The following is a 17,359-nucleotide window of genomic DNA, read 5'->3' on the forward strand; positions in this document are numbered from 1 at the left end:
TCAGTGTATGAGTCATCCCTGACTTTTAAAAAAGTTCCCAAAACTGGGAGTGCAGGGGCCTCGCCGCCCTCCTGCACCTCCCGCATTGGGAGCGCGAAACCCGTTTTTCGGATTTTTCAAAAATCTGGGATGATTCATAGATCCCCATACCTGCTGGCTCAAAGAAAATCCATCTTCACATTGATCTTTTTTTATTACATCTTTTTATTACATCTTTTGGTTGACGCAATGTGCAGGCTCTTTTGCTATGTTCTTAAATACCAGCTATTACACAGCAGGTTGAAAAGCAATCATCCATTATCATTGCAATCAGTACAATGCTGATCAGACGGCTACGGCTCTTAGTCTATTGAATGGCTTACTCATTTCCTATCCAGACTTGAACAAAGATAGTGGATCTGGGAAAGAGAGGAGAAATTTGATGTCCTCTTTATCTGATTCCAATGCGCTACCAAGGGATAATAAAACACCTAATACAGTATGGACCAGGCGGTTTCTGATCGCGTTGACCATCGTAGCCTGGATGATTATCCTGGCAGGCGTTGGGATGGTTTTAAACAAGATTCTAGGACCGCTGATCACACTGGGTATATCCGCCCTGATCGCCTACGTCATCTACCCATTAGTTAGATTACTTGAACGCCTTATCCCACGGCCCCTGGCGATCCTCATCGTCTATCTTGGAGTGCTGGTCCTCCTGATTTTACTGGTCTATTTTGTGGTATTAACCGCTATCGGCCAGTTAGCCACTTTGATAGTGTCCATTCAAAAAAGCTTACCAGATCTGCTAGAGCGCCTCCAACCATTCATCAATAAACTGAGTAGTGTCAACATTTCTCCCAATCAGATCTTGACCTCAGGTGAGCAGGTGCTTAATTATGCTTTATCAGTTGTTGGTAATGTTGTTCCCATAGTTAGTAGTATCTTTGTGTTGATCATTAATATCATTATCATTACCTCTCTGAGCGTCTATTTTTTAATGGTGGGCAATAAGACCGTCGACTGGCTACGTGAAGGCACACCGCTTCACTGGCGCGGCAAAATGAACTTTTTTCTGGATACCTTAAACAATACCATGGGTGGCTTTGTACGGGGACAGATTACGCTAGCAGCGATCATTAGCACCATCATGTGGATCGGCTACACAATCATTGGCGTGCCCTACGCGATGTTGCTCGCTATCATCATTTTTGTGTTCGAATTCATTCCGCAAATTGGCTCCTACATTTCGATCAGCATTGCAATCCTGCTAACCTTTATCACCAAGGGCTGGCAGACTGGCTTAATCGTTATAGCTTTCTCTAGTATCGTGCAGGGTGGACTGGATGGCCAGGTGCTTGCTCCTCGTATCCTGGGGCACGCGGTCGGCATTCACCCGATTATCTCAATTACCGCGTTACTGATTGGGGCAGAGCTGTTCGGGCTGCTAGGAGCACTCTTTGCGGCACCCATCGCGGGCATCATTCAGATTTTTGTGCTGGCTTACTGGCATTCCTGGGTAAAACAGCATCCTGAAGAATTTCCAGAAAAATTTGATGGCCAGACAACGGGTCCAATGACCAATCCATCCGGCATCTCGCCAGGGGTAGAGCCTACCTGACCAGCACGTTGGATAGTTCTCAAAACGCTAACTTTTATCAATACATCTGGACAAACAATAACTTTTTGCTGATTGATAACAGAAACAGGAGAGCTTCTTGCTGGCGCTGAGATGTATAATTTCAGCAGTATTGATCGTCTGGTGGAGGGACATATAGTGACTTCCAATGTTGCTCAATTGGCATCCGCTTTACACGCAATTTCTGTCCTTGCGATTCAGCAGTCGCCCCAGGAACTGCGCGTGGCAGTGATTGGCTCGCACACATTTACACCACTATCGCTGGTTACTTCTTTGATAGCACACCTGCCAGCGAGTTGTGTGGTTGTGGCTAATAATGCCAATAAAGTCGAGCAGCAAGCGTTAGCAGATGCACGTCGCTATGGCTATAACTTCGAAGAACATGCACCCGCAGGAGAACACGATGGAGACGAGGCAACTAACGAGAAAAATAATGCCTTGATCCAAACTACCTCTGTAGTGGTGGCGTTTGGGGATGGAAACAGCCAGGAGATCAGCACTTCAATCTCAAGCGCACGCAAGACAGGGATACCGGTCTTCATAATTACCCCTCCACCGGCACGAAACGCCCCGATCCAGAACACATTATTTTAAGCCTATTGGGCTTGATTGCATGCTCCATTATACCGGCAAAGAGACATATATTGGTTAACAATTGAAACCTCTGATACAGAGAAATCGTTCTCTAGATAAGGGGTGGCGACTCTTCGCTCTTCACCTGCCTGAAGGTGAAATCCTTCGCAATAGCGAGAAGCCTCCGTTCATTCCCCTCCTGACCATTTCCACAACCACTTATGAGCCTTGCTCACGGAGATAAGGAGAATTTGTATGCAACAGACACATCAACAACCTGCAACGGCTAGCGGCACATTTGCGATCGGCGGCGATTTGAAGGTTTACCGCCTGGGTTTCGGCGCCATGCGTATCACCGGTAAAGGGGTCTGGGGACCTCCAGCGGACAAACAAGAGAGCATTGTGGTACTGCGTCGTGCCTTAGAACTGGGCATCAATCTGATTGATACCGCTGACTCATATGGGCCGGAGGTAAGTGAAAACCTGATTGCCGAAGCACTCTATCCTTATCCTCAAAATGTGGTTATCGCCACCAAGGGCGGCTGGGTACGACCAGGACCCGATAACTGGGTCCCAAGTGGACATCCCACCCATCTGCGCGAAGCTCTGGAAGGTAGCCTGCGTCGCTTGCGTGTCAATACGATCGATCTTTACCAGTTCCATGTTCCCGATCCCAAGGTTCCTTTCGAGGATTCAGTTGGTGAGATTGCGAAAATGCAGGCCGAGGGCAAAATTCGTCATGTGGGTCTCTCCAATGTTGATGCCCAGCAACTCGCACAGGCCCGTAAGATTGTTCCCATTGTGACGGTACAAAATCGCTATAACCTGACTGATCGCTCCTCTGAAGAGCTGGTTAACATCTGTGAGCGTGAGGGCATCGGCTTTATTCCCTGGGCCCCACTTACAGGAGGCGATCTAGAGCAGCCTGGTAGTCCACTTGAACGTATCGCGCAACAACATAAGGCCAAACCCAGTCAGATTGCACTGGCCTGGCTCCTACAGCGTTCCAGCACTATCCTGCCAATTCCAGGAACAGCATCTGTGCAACATCTAGAAGAGAATGTGCTGGGAGCTACCATTAAACTGAGCCAGGAAGAATTTGATACCCTGAATCAGGTCAGTAAATAATCCATTGGCAATGCCTGGAATCATCCTGAAAAAAACAGGACCAATGTCTTATCAGAAAAAGGACGCCTATTCCCTACGGAATAGGCGCCCTTTTTCTGACAATACAAGGATCTTTTATAACTAACGAGGAGGCTGGGGACGGGTTGGTTGCTGCGGCTGCTGGAACTGTGGATTATTGCTCGGCTGATTCCAGGGCTGCTGTGGCTGCTGGAACTGGGGGTTATTGCCTGGCTGATTCCAGGACTGCTGCGACTGCTGGAACTGTGAATTATTGACAGGCTGGTTCATTTCAGCGGCGGCGGCAGCGGCATGTTCAGCACGGGCACGGCGATCGTTGCGTATGTGACGCCAGATATACAGAACTACCAGGACGACGATAAGCGCAATAATCACATACTCGAAACTCTTATAATAAGGCTCAATAGTCGTCATATTGCCGTTTAGTACAACACCAGCATAGGCCAGTAGTACACACCAGGGGAAGGAGCCGATAAAAGAGTAGATGCAGAACTTTGTAAAAGACATCTCGGTAATACCGGCAGGCAAAGAAATGTATGTGCGAACCACGGGGAGCAAACGCGAGAAAAACGCGGTCGCGCTACCCCAGCGCTGGAAAAAGCGATCCGCCATATCGGCATCATGCTGCGAAATTAAGACGTAGCGTCCATACTTCAACATCAACGGACGACCACCTTTATAACCAATCCAATAGGCAACGCTTGAACCGATCAGGCAACCAAGAGAACCAGCCAGACCCAGCAGAATAATACCCACAGGTGTACTTACACCCGGGAGGATTCTGTGCTGTGCTAATAAAAGGCCTGCGACAGGCATAACAATTTCACTGGGCAAAGGAATACAACAGCTCTCAATTGCCATCGCCAGTATGATACCCAGCAGGCCAGTCGAGATATACAGATTTGTAATAAAATTTGTTAAGAGATCCGTGATTTGGGCCACGTCTGCCTCCTTCGTAGAGCTTGCATTTTGCCTCATACTAGCACATTTTATCGAAAGAGGCTAGGACCGACAGTACCTAAAAAAGACGTAGAATTGCCTATTCTTCATCATGCCTTGTAGTTAAATTTCGCGAGGAACGGCGCGTTATGGGTGGCTCTATCTGCTGTGCCAGCTCATCTTTCAGTGCGTCATCATCATACATATAAGGTGCGCGGCGCTGTAACGGCCTTTTGAGATCTGCGGTCGAAAAATCCTGCTGAATTATCTCGGTTTCTGGATCTCTATACCGGTACTTTTGGGATGCTGGTCCTTCAGTTTCTGATAGAGAGCGATAAGGACTATTGGGTGAAGGATTGGCATCAATGATACGCTTTCCACGCCGTGGATAGTTGTTGGTGGAAGGATAGCTTTCTTGCTCGGAGTCCTGCAGTGACCGTGGTGCTTGACGGTAACCATGTGAGGTTGGCGGCTTACGAGGACGCCCCTGATCATGGCGATCGCCTCGATCCGCGCGCTGCGAAGCCTCCTGACGCGCAATACGCAAAGCTTGCGATTGAAACTGGCTACGTGTCATATCCGCTTGATAACCTGGAAAACCAGGATTTTGCAAGCGGCGTGTCGTACTACGACGGCTGGGAGTATCTGCATCATTCGGGGCTAATTGCCGTGGTGTAGGTCTGCCACGCTGCGTCGATGGCGATCGATACACAGGATATGCTGCGGAATCAGAGCGATGTGATGCAGGGGGGGGTAATTGCCGCCTGGGAGGAGCTGGTAGGTAACGAGGCTCCTCTGTATATTCTTCCCCCCATACACTACGATCATGGGGAAAGTACTCATCCTCTTCCTCTATATAAATGGTCCTGGCCACGCGCTCAGGTACCTGTCGATATTCATACATTACAGATCGAGGATCTTCTGGATACTCTTCCTCTTCCACTCGGGTACGTTCCCGCTCTTCATGCTGGCGGGCCAGATACGAGAAAAGTGTTAAAGAGATCGGAATACTCAGAAGTAGCGCTGCCAATCCACCTATTAAACCACCTAATACCCAGGAATTAAGGGTGTTCGCATACCAAAGAACAACTGCGGCTCCTATAATAAGTACAAGTGCTGCAGCAACAGCCTTTAACAAAGGCCCGCTTCCTTTCTGAGCTTTCACAAAAATCTGAGGCTCACAACATAACAAATCCCTACTATCAAACTAGTAGAAGTATACCAAAATAGAGAGAAGAGTACAAGAGTATAGGTCATTCAGGAAGGGTTTAACCGACAAGAACAAGCGGGAGTATACATAAAAGTGCATTTTATATCTAGTTATATAGCAAAACACACAAAGACGGGAGAAAGATCTAATATGGTAGGTCTTGCATAGACACCAGAGATCTTTAGTTCCCGTCTATTTATAAAATCGAGCACGCTAAAATTGGCAGCGGGGAACTACCAGTCTAACAGCTGAACTGTCAGGCAATCAGAAGCTCAGGCAGCGGTGATACACTGCCGGAAGATCGCGACGACCTTTCCTTGAATCTGCCACTCACGATCCCAGATACTTTTGGGGATCATAATAGGATCCAGCTCTGAGTTCGCGGGTTGCAGGCGGACACGATCGTGATCCTTTTCCTGGAAAAAACGCTTCAAGGTAGCGCTCCCGCTCACCCCTTCTTGCATGTGAACCGCCACCACGATATCCCCATTCTGACAGGTTGCCTGGCGTTTAATCACCACGTAATCCCCATCACAAATGTGATCTTCAATCATGGAACGCCCACGTACAACAAGGGCATAGGTATTCTCGGTATCCGTAAAGTTATGGCCCACATCGACTGAATCAGTGGCCCCTTCGAATATATCCAGGGGCTCTCCAGCTGCGATTGTGCCCATGACAGGGATACCGTCTTGAGTCTGCTTCGTCAGTTTGATTCCACGACTCTTCTTCGCCTGACGAGAGATCAAGCCCTTTTTTTCCAGCATTGTGAGATGATAGTCAACGTGGCCAGTGCTGGCAATATTAAGTTCGCGGCCAATCTCGCGATTTGTGGGGGGCATCCCCTCAGATTTCATGTAATTTACGATGAAATCATACATGCGGCGCTGTATTTCGCTGGCTTGCTCCAACGACATAGTATGGTCTCCTGCCTTTCTGAACACCTCAGCTAACTTCCCCACACAGCCAAAAACTAGAACGACTATTCCAGATGATAATACCACAACAGAATAGGCAATACAAGCTTTTTTTGAACGTATTTTTCAAACAGGAATTCGTACTCATCTATATCCAGGACCTGGGCCGTATCAGGGACTTGGCAGTGACAGCAGGTTTTGTTATACTCCATTGCAAAGGAACATTGAGATACGCTAAGCTATCAAAAGATGCGCAATGATTTGCGTCCAATACTTCGCTAGGTGTACAATAGATGCATTGGGTATTCGACGGATCCACGCACGAAAGAGAGAGTCAGAAAAACTATGGTAGAGATGACAGTTGAGAGCGTGCGCATAAACCTGGCTACGCAGCAGCGAGTGGTCATCTTAAAAGCTACGAAGCAAGAGCGCTATCTCTTCATCTGGATAGCGTATGCCGAAGCATATGCTATTGCCGTCGAGCTGCAAGGAACCACCTCGCCACGGCCACTGACACACGACCTCCTTAAAAATGTCATTGAAGAGCTAAACGCAAAAATCGTAAGCATCGTAATCTCTGATTTGATCGATGAAATCTACTATGCTCGCATTGTACTTGATGTAGACGGTCGACATGTAGAGATCGATTCTCGGCCCAGCGATGCAATTGCGCTAGCCGTACGGGCGAAGACGCCCATCTATGTTGAGGAAAGTGTGTTGGAGCGTGCTGGCGTTGTTCCTGAACAGAATGAAGAGCCACAACCCCCTATATTGAGATCCGATACAAAGCACGACGAGGAGGCCGAGGAGGATGAAAATCTGGACGCCTATCGTGATTTCATCAATAGTCTTGATGTCCTTGACGAATTCGGTAAAGATTAGTCAATCCCACCCGCCGTTTTACTTGTGCTAAGATTCTGGGTAGGGCGCCTATCTATCTGTATATGCGCGTTAACCATCATTTTTAAAATATGGACCAGGATGCGCGAACAAAGACCATATAGCACAATTGCCAGGAGCGTGTAAGGCTCAACCCGTGTAAAAAGAGCCTGGTGTAATGGGGGAAGTAGTAATTGGATGGGCAGTAGCGCAACGTTGCTACTTCCATACACCACATCCACCCATCCATATCCTGGTGCCAAATTCCATATTTTGCAGACAAAGCGCGCGAGGAGGAGCAGTTGGAGGCCAACAAAACACAGGCCTACTTCTAACGGGAGTAGACGCAGTGGAAGAGCCATCAGAGCTGGCATTATTTTCCAGCGCCATCCTGTATAAACTGGCTCTCCTTTCGGCTGCTCTACCAGGACAGGAACATTATCTACCGACGGCGGCAATGTGGGGTAGATGGTGTGGTTTGTGGCATGAGGAGCCGGGATAGTATCATAGGCACCGAAAGGATTTGGTACAGGAGGGAACGCAGAACCCGGTATCCCAGGTCGGGATACTGGTTCCGTAGGCTGATCGTGTTCGTCAACCTCAGGCAGTTTCTTCTTTAATGTCCAGATTCCCATACGTATGTAGCTCCTCTAGTAACCCGCTATGACTTCTAACAGCCCGCTATAACATATTAGTTATTATATCTCCCGAGCACGTCAGCATATGTTTCACGTCGTTCCATGACATCTATCCGTTCTTCATCAATCATAATTACGGCCGGACGTGGAACAAGGTTATAGTTACTGGCCATGGGTAGACAATAGGCACCCGCCGTAGGTAAGCAGATTAGATCACCTTCCTGTAAAGTGGGTAAGACAACCTGGTCGATCAACATATCGCCTGACTCACAATAGCGACCTGAGAGGCAATAGGTCTGCTCGGCTGGTTTCAGTAGATGCTCCGGTGCCAGGGCGGTATACAGGGAACCATAGAGGGCTGGCCGAATATTATCAGCCATGCCACCATCAACAAATAGATAGTTTACGCCCCCCGGAGTCGATTTGGTGGCTCCAATACGATAAATCGCCAGTCCTGCGCGCGCGATAATCGAGCGGCCAGGCTCCAATACCAGGGTCGGCATCTCCGCGGGCAGGCGCGGCTGTAGGAGTTCAACGGTACGTTGCAAGGCCCGGGCAAGCATGGCAATCTCAGGCATCGCACGAGCTTCAACGGTTTCAATTCCCCAGCCACCACCAGGGCTGACTTCTTCAGGCCACCAGCCAGTCTCTTGATGAATCTCACAGGCTAAGGTCAGCAAGCGTTCGATACATTCTTCATAAGGACGCGTCTCGCGCAAAAGGGTCCCGCTATGGGCATGGATACCTACCAGTTCCAATTGATCATCTTGCAGGATACGCAAGAGGGCGGCCCGAGCCTCACCAGAACTGAGGGGAAAACCAAACTTGGCCGAGGCATGACCGGTCTGCAAGTATTTATGTGTATCTGTATCTATATCAGGTGCCACCCGTACCAGTACGGCCGGGCGCATTCCGGTCTCCCGTGCAAGGCGCGTCAAACGCTCTAACTCACTCCAATTATCCAGTACGATACGCCCCACACCCAATTCCAGTGCCAGGCGTAGCTCAGCTTCTGATTTATTGTTACCATGAAATGAAACACGTTCCATCGGAAAAGCGACGCGCTGCGCCACCAGCATCTCACCACCTGAAACAACATCCAGACCCAGATCCTGCTCAGCTAACAATCGCGCCAGCATTGGTGAAATGTAGGCCTTGGAGGCATAGAGGATACGCACTGTGGATGCATTATAATAAGTAGAAAAAGCCTGCTTGTAATGGGTGCACGCATTGATAATCGTCGCTCGATCAAAAATATACAGGGGAGTACCATAACTGCGCGCCAACTCGCTCAGGTTCCTTCCCGCGATCAACAACTCTCCCTGCGCAGAAATAGTAGCCGTATCAGGGAGTAGTTCAGTAGCGAGTAGATGCGATGACATAAACGACAAACCTTTCATCCGGGATAACGATAGGATATGGGATGCTACCCAGCACAGTTATGCTATGTTACAATAGATCGGAGATGTAGTAAAGAAGTTGAAGGAGAACCATTCTTCGTATGACACAAATTGACAACCGTACACAGGGGCAACTACAGCCGGAGCCAACCACAACTCCTCGGCTGCGTTTCGCACCTAGCCCTACCGGATTTCTACACATTGGTGCATTTCGCACCGCCCTTTTTAGCTGGCTTTTTGCCCGCCATAGTGGTGGCAAGTTTATCCTGCGCATTGAAGATACAGACCTGGCACGCACGGTAGAAGGAGCGGTTGAAGATTTTACCAACGGGCTGGAATGGTTGGGGATGGACGTTGATGAGGGTCCAACTATTGGCGGACCCTTTGGCCCATATTATCAGGTACAACGGAAAGCACTCTATCAGCAGTATGCCAGCCAGTTACTCGAGTCGGGACAGGCCTACCGTTGCTATTGCACACCTGAGCGCCTGGATGAGATGCGCAAAGAGCAGATTGCCAATAAGTTGCCTCCCCGCTATGATCGGCGTTGTCGCTATCTGACAGCTGAGGAGCGCGCGGCGCACGAGGCAGCGGGCGAGACCTGGACTGTGCGTTTCGCCATGCCATTAGAGGGCCAGACGGTCGTGCATGATATGCTACATGGCGATATGGTGTTTAAGAATACTGATCTGGATGATACCGTTATTCTGAAAACCAATGGCCTGGCACCCTATCACCTGGCTCACCTGGTTGATGATCATTTGATGGGAATTACCCATGTGTTACGTGGTGAAGAGTGGATCTCGAGCGCCCCTCGTCACGTACAGATCTATCAGGCTCTAGGCTGGGAGCCACCCCTGTTCTATCATGTACCTAATGTATTGGGTAAAGATAAAAAGAAACTGAGCAAACGCCGTAACGCACCATCGTGGTCGGACTATAAAAAAGAAGGCTACCTGCCAGAGGCCGTCTTTAACTTTCTGGCCTTATTGGGTTGGGCCTATGACGATCAGACTGAACTCTTCACTAGAGAAGAATTGATCAAAGCCTTTACCCTGGAGAAAATTGGCATCTCGTCGGGTATCTACGATCCCGAAAAATTGCTCTGGATGAATGGTGTCTATATTCGTAAGCTGAGCCTGCAAGAGCTGGTAGAGCGGACACTTCCGTATATGGAGCGTCCAGAGGCCGAAGGTGGACTACCCGATAGCGTACAGCGTCCTCTGGATCGTGAGTATACAACGCGTGTGCTGGCCCTGGAACATGAGCGCCTGAAAACATTAGGCGAGGCCTCCTATGTAGTTTCTTTCTTCTATGAGAAAGAGATCGATTACGGGCTGGACATCCTGATCCAGAAAAAGATGGATGCTGTTAGTACCCACGCAGCCCTGGTAGAGACACGTGACCTGTTAAACAGTCTGGATACCTGGGAGCACACCGTCCTGGAGGAAAAGTTGCGTGAACTGGTCACCAAACTAGGACTCAAAGCCGGACAGCTCTTTGGTACGATCCGTACCGCTGTCAGCGGTCGCACAGCCACTCCCCCATTGTTTGAAATGATGGAGGTCCTTGGCCGTGAGGTCTGTATGAAACGTATCGACCAGGCCATTGCCAAAGTGGCATAGCTAACCAGAAACACTTACAAAGCGGGGCACTCATCATGGGTGCCCCAACTAATCTTCTACATAGTCTTTGAAAGTGTCAGACATCATCAGTGCTCATAAAATTCAGACATCATCAGTGCTCATAAAATTTTTATGTGTGTGTTGCCACAAGTTCGCAGTGTGAACTTGTGGCAACATACACATAAAACAGCTCGGGCGCGTCAGCGCACGTCCGCAAGAGAGCAACCCGACTCCCATAACCATGGGAGTCGAAACGCCCTCTTATAAGATTTGAGGACTTTAATGATTAACAAAGATTATATCCTCCGCCTGGCGGAACAGATCGGCTACGAATTATCTATCCTGGTCGGGTTGCGCAAACGTAATCGCTATCAAGACGAGCTACTAACCATTGACAACCTCCTGCTGAAATATACAGGTATGACCTCACGCTTCATCAATTCCCTCTCTGACGAACTACTACTACAAAGTTTGTCGCCCTTAGGCAAAATGAATGTAGATGCTGGCTTATGGATCGCCTCGCTGCTTAAAGAAGAGGGTGAAGCCTATGAGGGACTCGATAATAGTAACGAAAGTTATTATCGCTATACTAAATCGCTCTATCTGTTCCTCGAATTGCTCTATCAAGAGCATGTAGCCTCAGATTCAGGGCTCTACGAGGAAGCGAACCAGTTAATCGAGAAACTATCTGGCTACGAATTACCTGCCCATATAACGCAAAAATTGTTTCGCTACTATGAGCAGAGGGGTATGTATGCCCAAGCAGAGAACACGCTCTTCGATGCACTGGAAAAACAGTCTTCACCGGCGCTCCTAGAAGCGGGACGTGAATTTTATCAACGCTTGCTAAAGAAAAGTAGCACCGATCTCCAGCTAGGCAATTTTTCGCGTGAGGAGGCACAGGAAGGTATCGAACAAATACAACAGTTTGAGAGCTAATCCGCATCCAGGGCCTTTGACCTATCCCCTGGACAAATAACGCCTCCATTGTTTACACTTACTTAACATCTATTAACAATCCCTTAATCAACAACAATAGAAAGTTTGTGTAACCAATGGCATCAACCCATGCAAATACTGTCTTTTTGCCCAGGAGAGGTAAGAGTGTGTCTTCAGAAAAATCATCGCAACTTGTATACTCTACAGTAGCCAACACATGGCGCTGGATGTGGCCTGATATTCTTATGCGCATCATTCCCATGAGCCTGGTACCACTTGGCTATATCGCCATTTTTCATCTGCCGCTTGATTTTTTGGGATTGACCTTGACCAATATACCACTGCATCTCATAATTGGACTTCTGGTGGGTATCGGTATGGCGGTGTTTGCGGCTACCTATCGTATGTTTATTGTTGGACCCTGGTTCCGCAAGCCAACCTTCAGTGATCAATGCATCCAGACAATCTTTTATCTCTTTATCAATGGACCAGTTGAAGAACTTTTCTTCCGTGGTTTTATGCTAGCGGCTGTCGCACAATGGACCCATTCTCTCTTCCTGGGCTGGTTGGTCAGTACCGTGGTTTATACACTCTACCATCGACTGGGCAAATGGAACTGGCGTAGTGTCGGTGGAGTCGGCCTGGCAGGCCTGGTCTTTAGCCTGGTCTACCTCGCATTACCCGGTCCTCATTCACTCTTAGCAGTAATCATTGTGCATGGTTTTACAACCAGTGGATTCCTTAGCTGGGGGGATGAAGTACTCTATCAGAGATGGAAGCGCAGGCAGGAAAAAACAGCATTATAATAGTTAATAAACATTCAATCTGTGACGAATTTGAGAGCCAAAACGTATTGATTGTAGGAATAAACATCTAAAGCCATCCTTAGCCAGCTACCCAACTGGATGAGTTGCGAAAAAGTCAGCAACGCAAGCAATGTTTACTGCCGTATGCTGAAGTATTGCCCTGAACCCAAAGAAGACGTGCAGGGGAACCATTATCCATGGGTGGGAATGTGTACGTAAAAGCACGTAGCAGCAAGGCAGCAACGGGACTACACCCTTTGTGCTATGCTTGTTACCAACCTATGTACGGTTCGTCTACCCATTAGGTACAAGATATCTATGAAAAGATATTATCTATGTCTGGAGGTTCTCATTGAAAATCCTAGTTACTGGTGGAGCAGGCTTTATTGGCTCCAATCTCTGCGCACGCTTACTTGACGAAGGACATACTGTTTTTTGCGTTGATAATTTTATTACTGGCTCAATTGAAAATATTCAAGCATTCATTGATCATCCTAATTTCACATTCCTGCAGCACGATGTGACGCAGCCATTTGAAAATGATGCCGAAGTTATCTTTCACCTGGCCAGCCCTGCCAGCCCGGTAGGCTATCTGGAACATCCCATCGAGACCATCCTGGTCAATAGCACCGGCACGCATCGTATGCTTGAACTGGCCCGCAAAAATAATGCACGCTTCCTGATCTCTTCGACCTCTGAAATCTATGGAGATCCCCTGGTTCATCCACAGCGCGAAGACTACTGGGGCAATGTTAATCCAATCGGTCCACGGGCTTGCTATGATGAGAGCAAACGCCTGGGTGAGACCCTGGTAATGGAATACTATCGGCAGTATCAGGCCAATGTACGTATCGTACGTATCTTCAATACATACGGCCCCAATAGCGCCATTGAAGATGGTCGCATGATCCCGAATTTCATTACACAGGCCCTGAAAAATGCGCCGATCACTATTTATGGCGATGGCAATAAGACTCGCAGCATCACCTATGTCAGTGACCTGGTTGATGGCCTGATGCGCGCAATGTTCAGCCCCAATACCGCGGGTGAAGTATTCAACCTGGGAAGCTCTGAAGAGCATACAGTGCTAGAATATGCGCAGATGATTATCCGTCTCTGCAATTCTTCCTCTGAAATTCTCTTTGAGACCAGTCGCGTTGATGATCCTGAGCGCCGCCGCGCGAATGCAAGCAAAGCCCAGGAGATTCTGGGATGGCAACGCAAGGTCAGCATGGAAGATGGTTTGCGCCAGACCATTGAATGGTTTAGCAAGCGAATTGCTCAGTATTCAACTGTTTCCTAAATGCGTATCCCCATTTGGCTGTTTCAGCCAGAAATGTGATAGTGGATATGAAGATTTACGGAGCTGGAATAGTAGAGCGTGTGGGGCGTGTATGGCAACAGGCACTATGGTCACATCAGCCTGAAACAACAACGCACTTTGTTGTTTGTAACCCAGGGTGTATGATCGCTGCACTTATTTGTTTATCTATTCTCTTACATATATGGCATAGGTATATATATTACACGCCCTCCCTGTCTGATGGTGCCAATGGCGACACCAGAAGGGCATGCTACATTTCCACTCCGCGACTCCCTGACAAGACATATAGAGATGCGCTCGTACGCAGCTCTATATTTTCCCGCACCCGGCGTCAGTCCCTTGTCCCCTTACCTCCCTCCAGGCATATAGATATGGAGGACCAGAAGTTCCAAAACCGTTTTTTAGGCCGTGCAGTATACTGGGTAGAGATAGAGCATATATTCAGCTAACCAGTATCTGCGCTGCCTGATGCAGGCCTGTACAGTGAATGTAATGCGTATCTGTAAAGTCCAAACAACGTGGAGGATGTCTTGGTTCATGATAATGATGAGGCCCGGCGTGCAAGCCAGATTGCCATAGATAGTGAGAATAAAGCGCAGCCAACGGATGGAAGTTCAGACAAAAATAGTCCCCCTCCCAACGAAGCCAGCATAGAAGAGGAACAGACTCAAATTGCGGAGATTACGCCCGATCAACTCGCGCTGGGCAAACGCCTTTTGAACTGGCGCACATTGGTGCCGCTGGCGCTGGTTATCATTGCCCTGGTCGTTGTAGCGCTCAAAGCAAATATCAATCCCCAAAAAACCTGGGCCGCCATCAGGCATGCCAACCTCTTCTTCTTCCTGGCCGCCTTTGCCATCTATTATCTCTCCTTTGGCCTGCGCGCATTGCGCTGGAAACTGTTGCTGGAGAACGTCGGCTTTAAAGCTGAGAATGGGATTCATTTGCCTCGCCTGCGAAAATTGGTGGAGATTGTCTACATTTCGTTCTTTGCTAATGTGGTGGTGCCTGCTAAATTAGGAGATCTGTATCGTGCCTACCTGTTACGCCAGGAGATCAATGTCTCAACCACGCGCAGCTTTGGCACGGTGCTGGCCGAACGGCTCCTGGACTTGATTGTATTGCTGATGCTGTTCATCCCTGCCATCCTTATCAGCCTTCATCAAAATATGCCACCACAGCTTGCCCTGGGGATGCAGATTCTCCTGGTGGGTGTGGTAGTCGGTATCGCAGGATTGTTTATCTTGCGCCACGCCCGTGAGCCTATCGCTAAACTGGTACCAGCACGCTTCCGTGAACAATACTATCATTTCCAGGAGGGGACGCTGGGTTCATTTCGACGACTTCCTCAGCTGGCGGTCCTGACCATTGGTGTCTGGGGCTGTGAAGCCCTGCGCTTTTTCTTCATCGCGCTGGCACTCCATCTGATTGATGGCAATATCACGCACATCCTGTCGGCATCGATCTTTATTGGACTGGGAGAGGCCCTGCTGACAGTTGTTCCCGCCACAGGCGGTGGTGTAGGACTGGTTGAAGGTGGCATGGCGGCGATGATCGCTTTGTTCTATAAAGGTGCCGACCTGGTCAATCAGACGGCGGCGGCAATTTTACTCGATCGCATTATTACCCTGTTCAGTATCCTGATAATCGGCTTTATCGTTTTTATCATTGCCTTTGGCAGAAAAGCGGCCCGCAAAAAAAATAAATAAGCCCAGGCTGGCAGACCCTGTCAAACGAGAGATAATGGGCCCTGGAACCAGGTTGAGGGTGTAGCAGTTCTGCGGGAACAACACCTTGACACAATGAAACACCTACACTATAATTTTGGCGCAGGTCCACGAAGTAGCTGGGGCATCTTAATGCTCTTGTCGCTACTTTTAAAACAGGCCATGAGAGGGGGGATCTGGTGTCGGAAGTAAGAATCGGCGATAACGAGATGTTTGAGACGGCTTTGAAACGCTTCAATCGCAAAATTCAGCAGGATGGTATCCTCGCTGAGGCACGCCGCCGCGAGCATTATGAAAAACCGAGCATAAAGCGTAAAAGAAAAGAAGCTGCACGACGACGTAAAACCGCTCGTAAAGGTTAGTTACTAACGACGCCTGCTTGTTGAGCCAATGCGACAGCAAGTTTCGCTTGAGAGATACCTTGAGGGAAGTGCTCGCTTACCCCTCGTATCTCTCAAAAGAAGGTGCATCTAATCTACTTTTGAGCTTCTCTTTTTTTCAACTATCCTATCTTCTACACCCTCAATACTAGTGCTATTCTATTTTGAGGATTTTTTTCATGCAGGAACAGCCATCCATAGAACTATACGTCAATCTCAGTGACGAAGTACTCAATACCCAGGCAGAACAAACCCTGGCAGCTATTGACCTAAATAGTGTGGCTAACTATACACTACAGGCCGCCTCAATCACACAACCAGCCATGTTGACCTTACTGATTACTGATGATGCTGGCATCCACGAAATGAACAAACAGTATCGCGACCAGGATAAAGCGACCGATGTGCTATCTTTCCCATTGCTGGAACAACCCATTGTAGAGGCACCAGCCGATCAGTTATGGACTCCACAGGTAGAGGAGGGGGAACAGCAACAGAGGCTAATCCGATTTTTGTGACACCTCCTGGTATGATTACCAATCTTGGAGACATTGTGATTTCCTGGCCAACTATGCAGCGCCAGGCCCTGGAAGCCGGTCATGAAGCAAGCACAGAATTCATCTACCTTTTTTCCCATGGTATACTACACTTGATTGGTTATGATGATCATACTGAAGCTGGCTATCAAGCAATGGTTACGATTCAACAAACAGTGCTACAAAAATTGGGACAAAAGGCGTATCGTTCATGAAAGAGCCGGCAAAAATACCCAGGCCACCATTACATAAACAGACCTCCAGAAATGAGTTCGCCAAGTTCCTGGCAGGCTTTGGTTTCGCCTTTCAAGGACTCTGGTATGCAATTCGCACCCAGCGCAATGTGCGGGTGCATCTAACCATGACGCTGCTAGCGATTCTACTGGGCATAGCGTTACATATTTCTGCCGTTGAATTTGCACTGGTCTTTATCGCCATCAGCGGCGTCTTTATTGCTGAAATGATAAATACGGCAATTGAGCTCTGTGTTGATCTGGCATCGCCCGCCTATCATCCTCTAGCCAAGATAGCTAAAGATGTTGCGGCAGGGGCAGTATTAGTAAATGCCATTTTGTCAATTATCATTGGCCTCTTCATCTTCGGACCACACCTATGGGCTCTGCTCATCCATAATCGATAGGCAACGTTAGAAACCAGCCCCCTCGTAACTATGAGATGATGAAGCCATCGTTAACGTAGAAA

At 48.4% G+C, this 17,359-nt stretch carries 18 protein-coding genes; 13 read left to right on the forward strand and 5 right to left on the reverse strand.

Features of this window, described 5'->3' with window-relative positions; all coding sequences use genetic code 11:
- The first annotated feature begins 421 nt into the window (after positions 1 to 421).
- The 3 genes from EL645_RS05185 (at position 422) to EL645_RS05195 (ending at position 3,319) form a co-directional block, all read left to right on the forward strand.
- Complete coding sequence (locus EL645_RS05185; RefSeq protein WP_126549032.1) at positions 422 to 1,600, forward strand: AI-2E family transporter; 1,179 nt, start codon at positions 422 to 424, stop codon at positions 1,598 to 1,600.
- 156 nt (positions 1,601 to 1,756) lie between these two features.
- Positions 1,757 to 2,212, forward strand: a complete 456-nt coding sequence (locus EL645_RS05190; RefSeq protein ID WP_136625168.1) for a hypothetical protein — start codon at positions 1,757 to 1,759, stop codon at positions 2,210 to 2,212.
- A 234-nt stretch (positions 2,213 to 2,446) separates the two neighbouring features.
- Positions 2,447 to 3,319, forward strand: coding sequence for an aldo/keto reductase (locus EL645_RS05195; protein WP_126549034.1), 873 nt, complete (start codon positions 2,447 to 2,449; stop codon positions 3,317 to 3,319).
- Between the two features lie 120 nt (positions 3,320 to 3,439).
- On the opposite strand, the gene EL645_RS05200 is transcribed toward EL645_RS05195, so the two are convergent.
- The 3 genes from EL645_RS05200 to lexA all read right to left on the reverse strand — a co-directional run bounded on the left by EL645_RS05200 (position 3,440) and on the right by lexA (position 6,403).
- Complete coding sequence (locus EL645_RS05200) at positions 3,440 to 4,279, reverse strand: DedA family protein (RefSeq protein WP_246035282.1); 840 nt, start codon at positions 4,277 to 4,279, stop codon at positions 3,440 to 3,442.
- A 97-nt stretch (positions 4,280 to 4,376) separates the two neighbouring features.
- The gene (locus EL645_RS05205; RefSeq protein ID WP_126549036.1) at positions 4,377 to 5,414 is read right to left on the reverse strand and encodes a hypothetical protein; all 1,038 of its coding nucleotides are present in this window, start codon (positions 5,412 to 5,414) and stop codon (positions 4,377 to 4,379) included.
- Positions 5,415 to 5,758: 344 nt separating this feature from the next.
- Positions 5,759 to 6,403 (reverse strand): transcriptional repressor LexA, encoded by a 645-nt coding sequence (lexA, locus tag EL645_RS05210; protein WP_126549037.1) that lies wholly within the window; start codon positions 6,401 to 6,403, stop codon positions 5,759 to 5,761.
- A gap of 345 nt (positions 6,404 to 6,748) precedes the next feature.
- Here lexA and EL645_RS05215 point away from each other — a divergent pair, with 345 nt between their 5' ends.
- Entirely contained in the window at positions 6,749 to 7,285 is a 537-nt protein-coding gene (locus EL645_RS05215; protein WP_126549038.1) for a bifunctional nuclease family protein, read from the forward strand.
- On the opposite strand, the gene EL645_RS05220 is transcribed toward EL645_RS05215, so the two are convergent.
- Both EL645_RS05220 and lysA read right to left on the reverse strand, forming a co-directional pair.
- Positions 7,282 to 7,917, reverse strand: a complete 636-nt coding sequence (locus EL645_RS05220; RefSeq protein WP_126549039.1) for a hypothetical protein — start codon at positions 7,915 to 7,917, stop codon at positions 7,282 to 7,284. The two genes, EL645_RS05215 and EL645_RS05220, sit on opposite strands and share 4 nt — an antisense overlap.
- Positions 7,918 to 7,973: 56 nt before the next feature.
- Entirely contained in the window at positions 7,974 to 9,302 is a 1,329-nt protein-coding gene (gene lysA / locus EL645_RS05225; RefSeq protein ID WP_161977131.1) for a diaminopimelate decarboxylase, read from the reverse strand.
- A gap of 119 nt (positions 9,303 to 9,421) precedes the next feature.
- Here lysA and gltX point away from each other — a divergent pair, with 119 nt between their 5' ends.
- From gltX to EL645_RS05270, 9 genes are all read left to right on the forward strand, one after another.
- Positions 9,422 to 10,945 (forward strand): glutamate--tRNA ligase, encoded by a 1,524-nt coding sequence (gene gltX / locus EL645_RS05230; RefSeq protein ID WP_126549041.1) that lies wholly within the window; start codon positions 9,422 to 9,424, stop codon positions 10,943 to 10,945.
- A 282-nt stretch (positions 10,946 to 11,227) separates the two neighbouring features.
- Entirely contained in the window at positions 11,228 to 11,884 is a 657-nt protein-coding gene (locus tag EL645_RS05235) for a DUF6483 family protein (RefSeq protein WP_126549042.1), read from the forward strand.
- Positions 11,885 to 12,051: 167 nt separating this feature from the next.
- Positions 12,052 to 12,690: a CPBP family intramembrane glutamic endopeptidase gene (locus EL645_RS05240; protein WP_161977132.1), complete on the forward strand. Its 639-nt coding sequence runs from the start codon at positions 12,052 to 12,054 to the stop codon at positions 12,688 to 12,690.
- Between the two features lie 352 nt (positions 12,691 to 13,042).
- Positions 13,043 to 13,993: a UDP-glucuronic acid decarboxylase family protein gene (locus EL645_RS05245; protein ID WP_126549044.1), complete on the forward strand. Its 951-nt coding sequence runs from the start codon at positions 13,043 to 13,045 to the stop codon at positions 13,991 to 13,993.
- Positions 13,994 to 14,544: 551 nt separating this feature from the next.
- Complete coding sequence (locus EL645_RS05250; RefSeq protein ID WP_161977133.1) at positions 14,545 to 15,723, forward strand: lysylphosphatidylglycerol synthase transmembrane domain-containing protein; 1,179 nt, start codon at positions 14,545 to 14,547, stop codon at positions 15,721 to 15,723.
- A 197-nt stretch (positions 15,724 to 15,920) separates the two neighbouring features.
- Positions 15,921 to 16,103 (forward strand): 30S ribosomal protein S21, encoded by a 183-nt coding sequence (rpsU, locus tag EL645_RS05255; protein ID WP_126549046.1) that lies wholly within the window; start codon positions 15,921 to 15,923, stop codon positions 16,101 to 16,103.
- A gap of 197 nt (positions 16,104 to 16,300) precedes the next feature.
- Positions 16,301 to 16,639, forward strand: coding sequence for an rRNA maturation RNase YbeY (gene ybeY / locus EL645_RS43940; RefSeq protein ID WP_126549047.1), 339 nt, complete (start codon positions 16,301 to 16,303; stop codon positions 16,637 to 16,639).
- Complete coding sequence (gene ybeY, locus EL645_RS43945; protein WP_218031743.1) at positions 16,636 to 16,872, forward strand: rRNA maturation RNase YbeY; 237 nt, start codon at positions 16,636 to 16,638, stop codon at positions 16,870 to 16,872. Before ybeY (EL645_RS43940) ends, ybeY (EL645_RS43945) begins: the two co-directional genes overlap by 4 nt.
- The gene (locus EL645_RS05270) at positions 16,869 to 17,297 is read left to right on the forward strand and encodes a diacylglycerol kinase family protein (protein ID WP_126549049.1); all 429 of its coding nucleotides are present in this window, start codon (positions 16,869 to 16,871) and stop codon (positions 17,295 to 17,297) included. The genes ybeY (EL645_RS43945) and EL645_RS05270 overlap by 4 nt, the downstream gene beginning before the upstream one ends.
- Positions 17,298 to 17,359: the final 62 nt, after the last annotated feature.

The sequence above is a fragment of the Dictyobacter kobayashii genome (assembly GCF_003967555.1).
Classification (GTDB): domain Bacteria; phylum Chloroflexota; class Ktedonobacteria; order Ktedonobacterales; family Ktedonobacteraceae; genus Dictyobacter; species Dictyobacter kobayashii.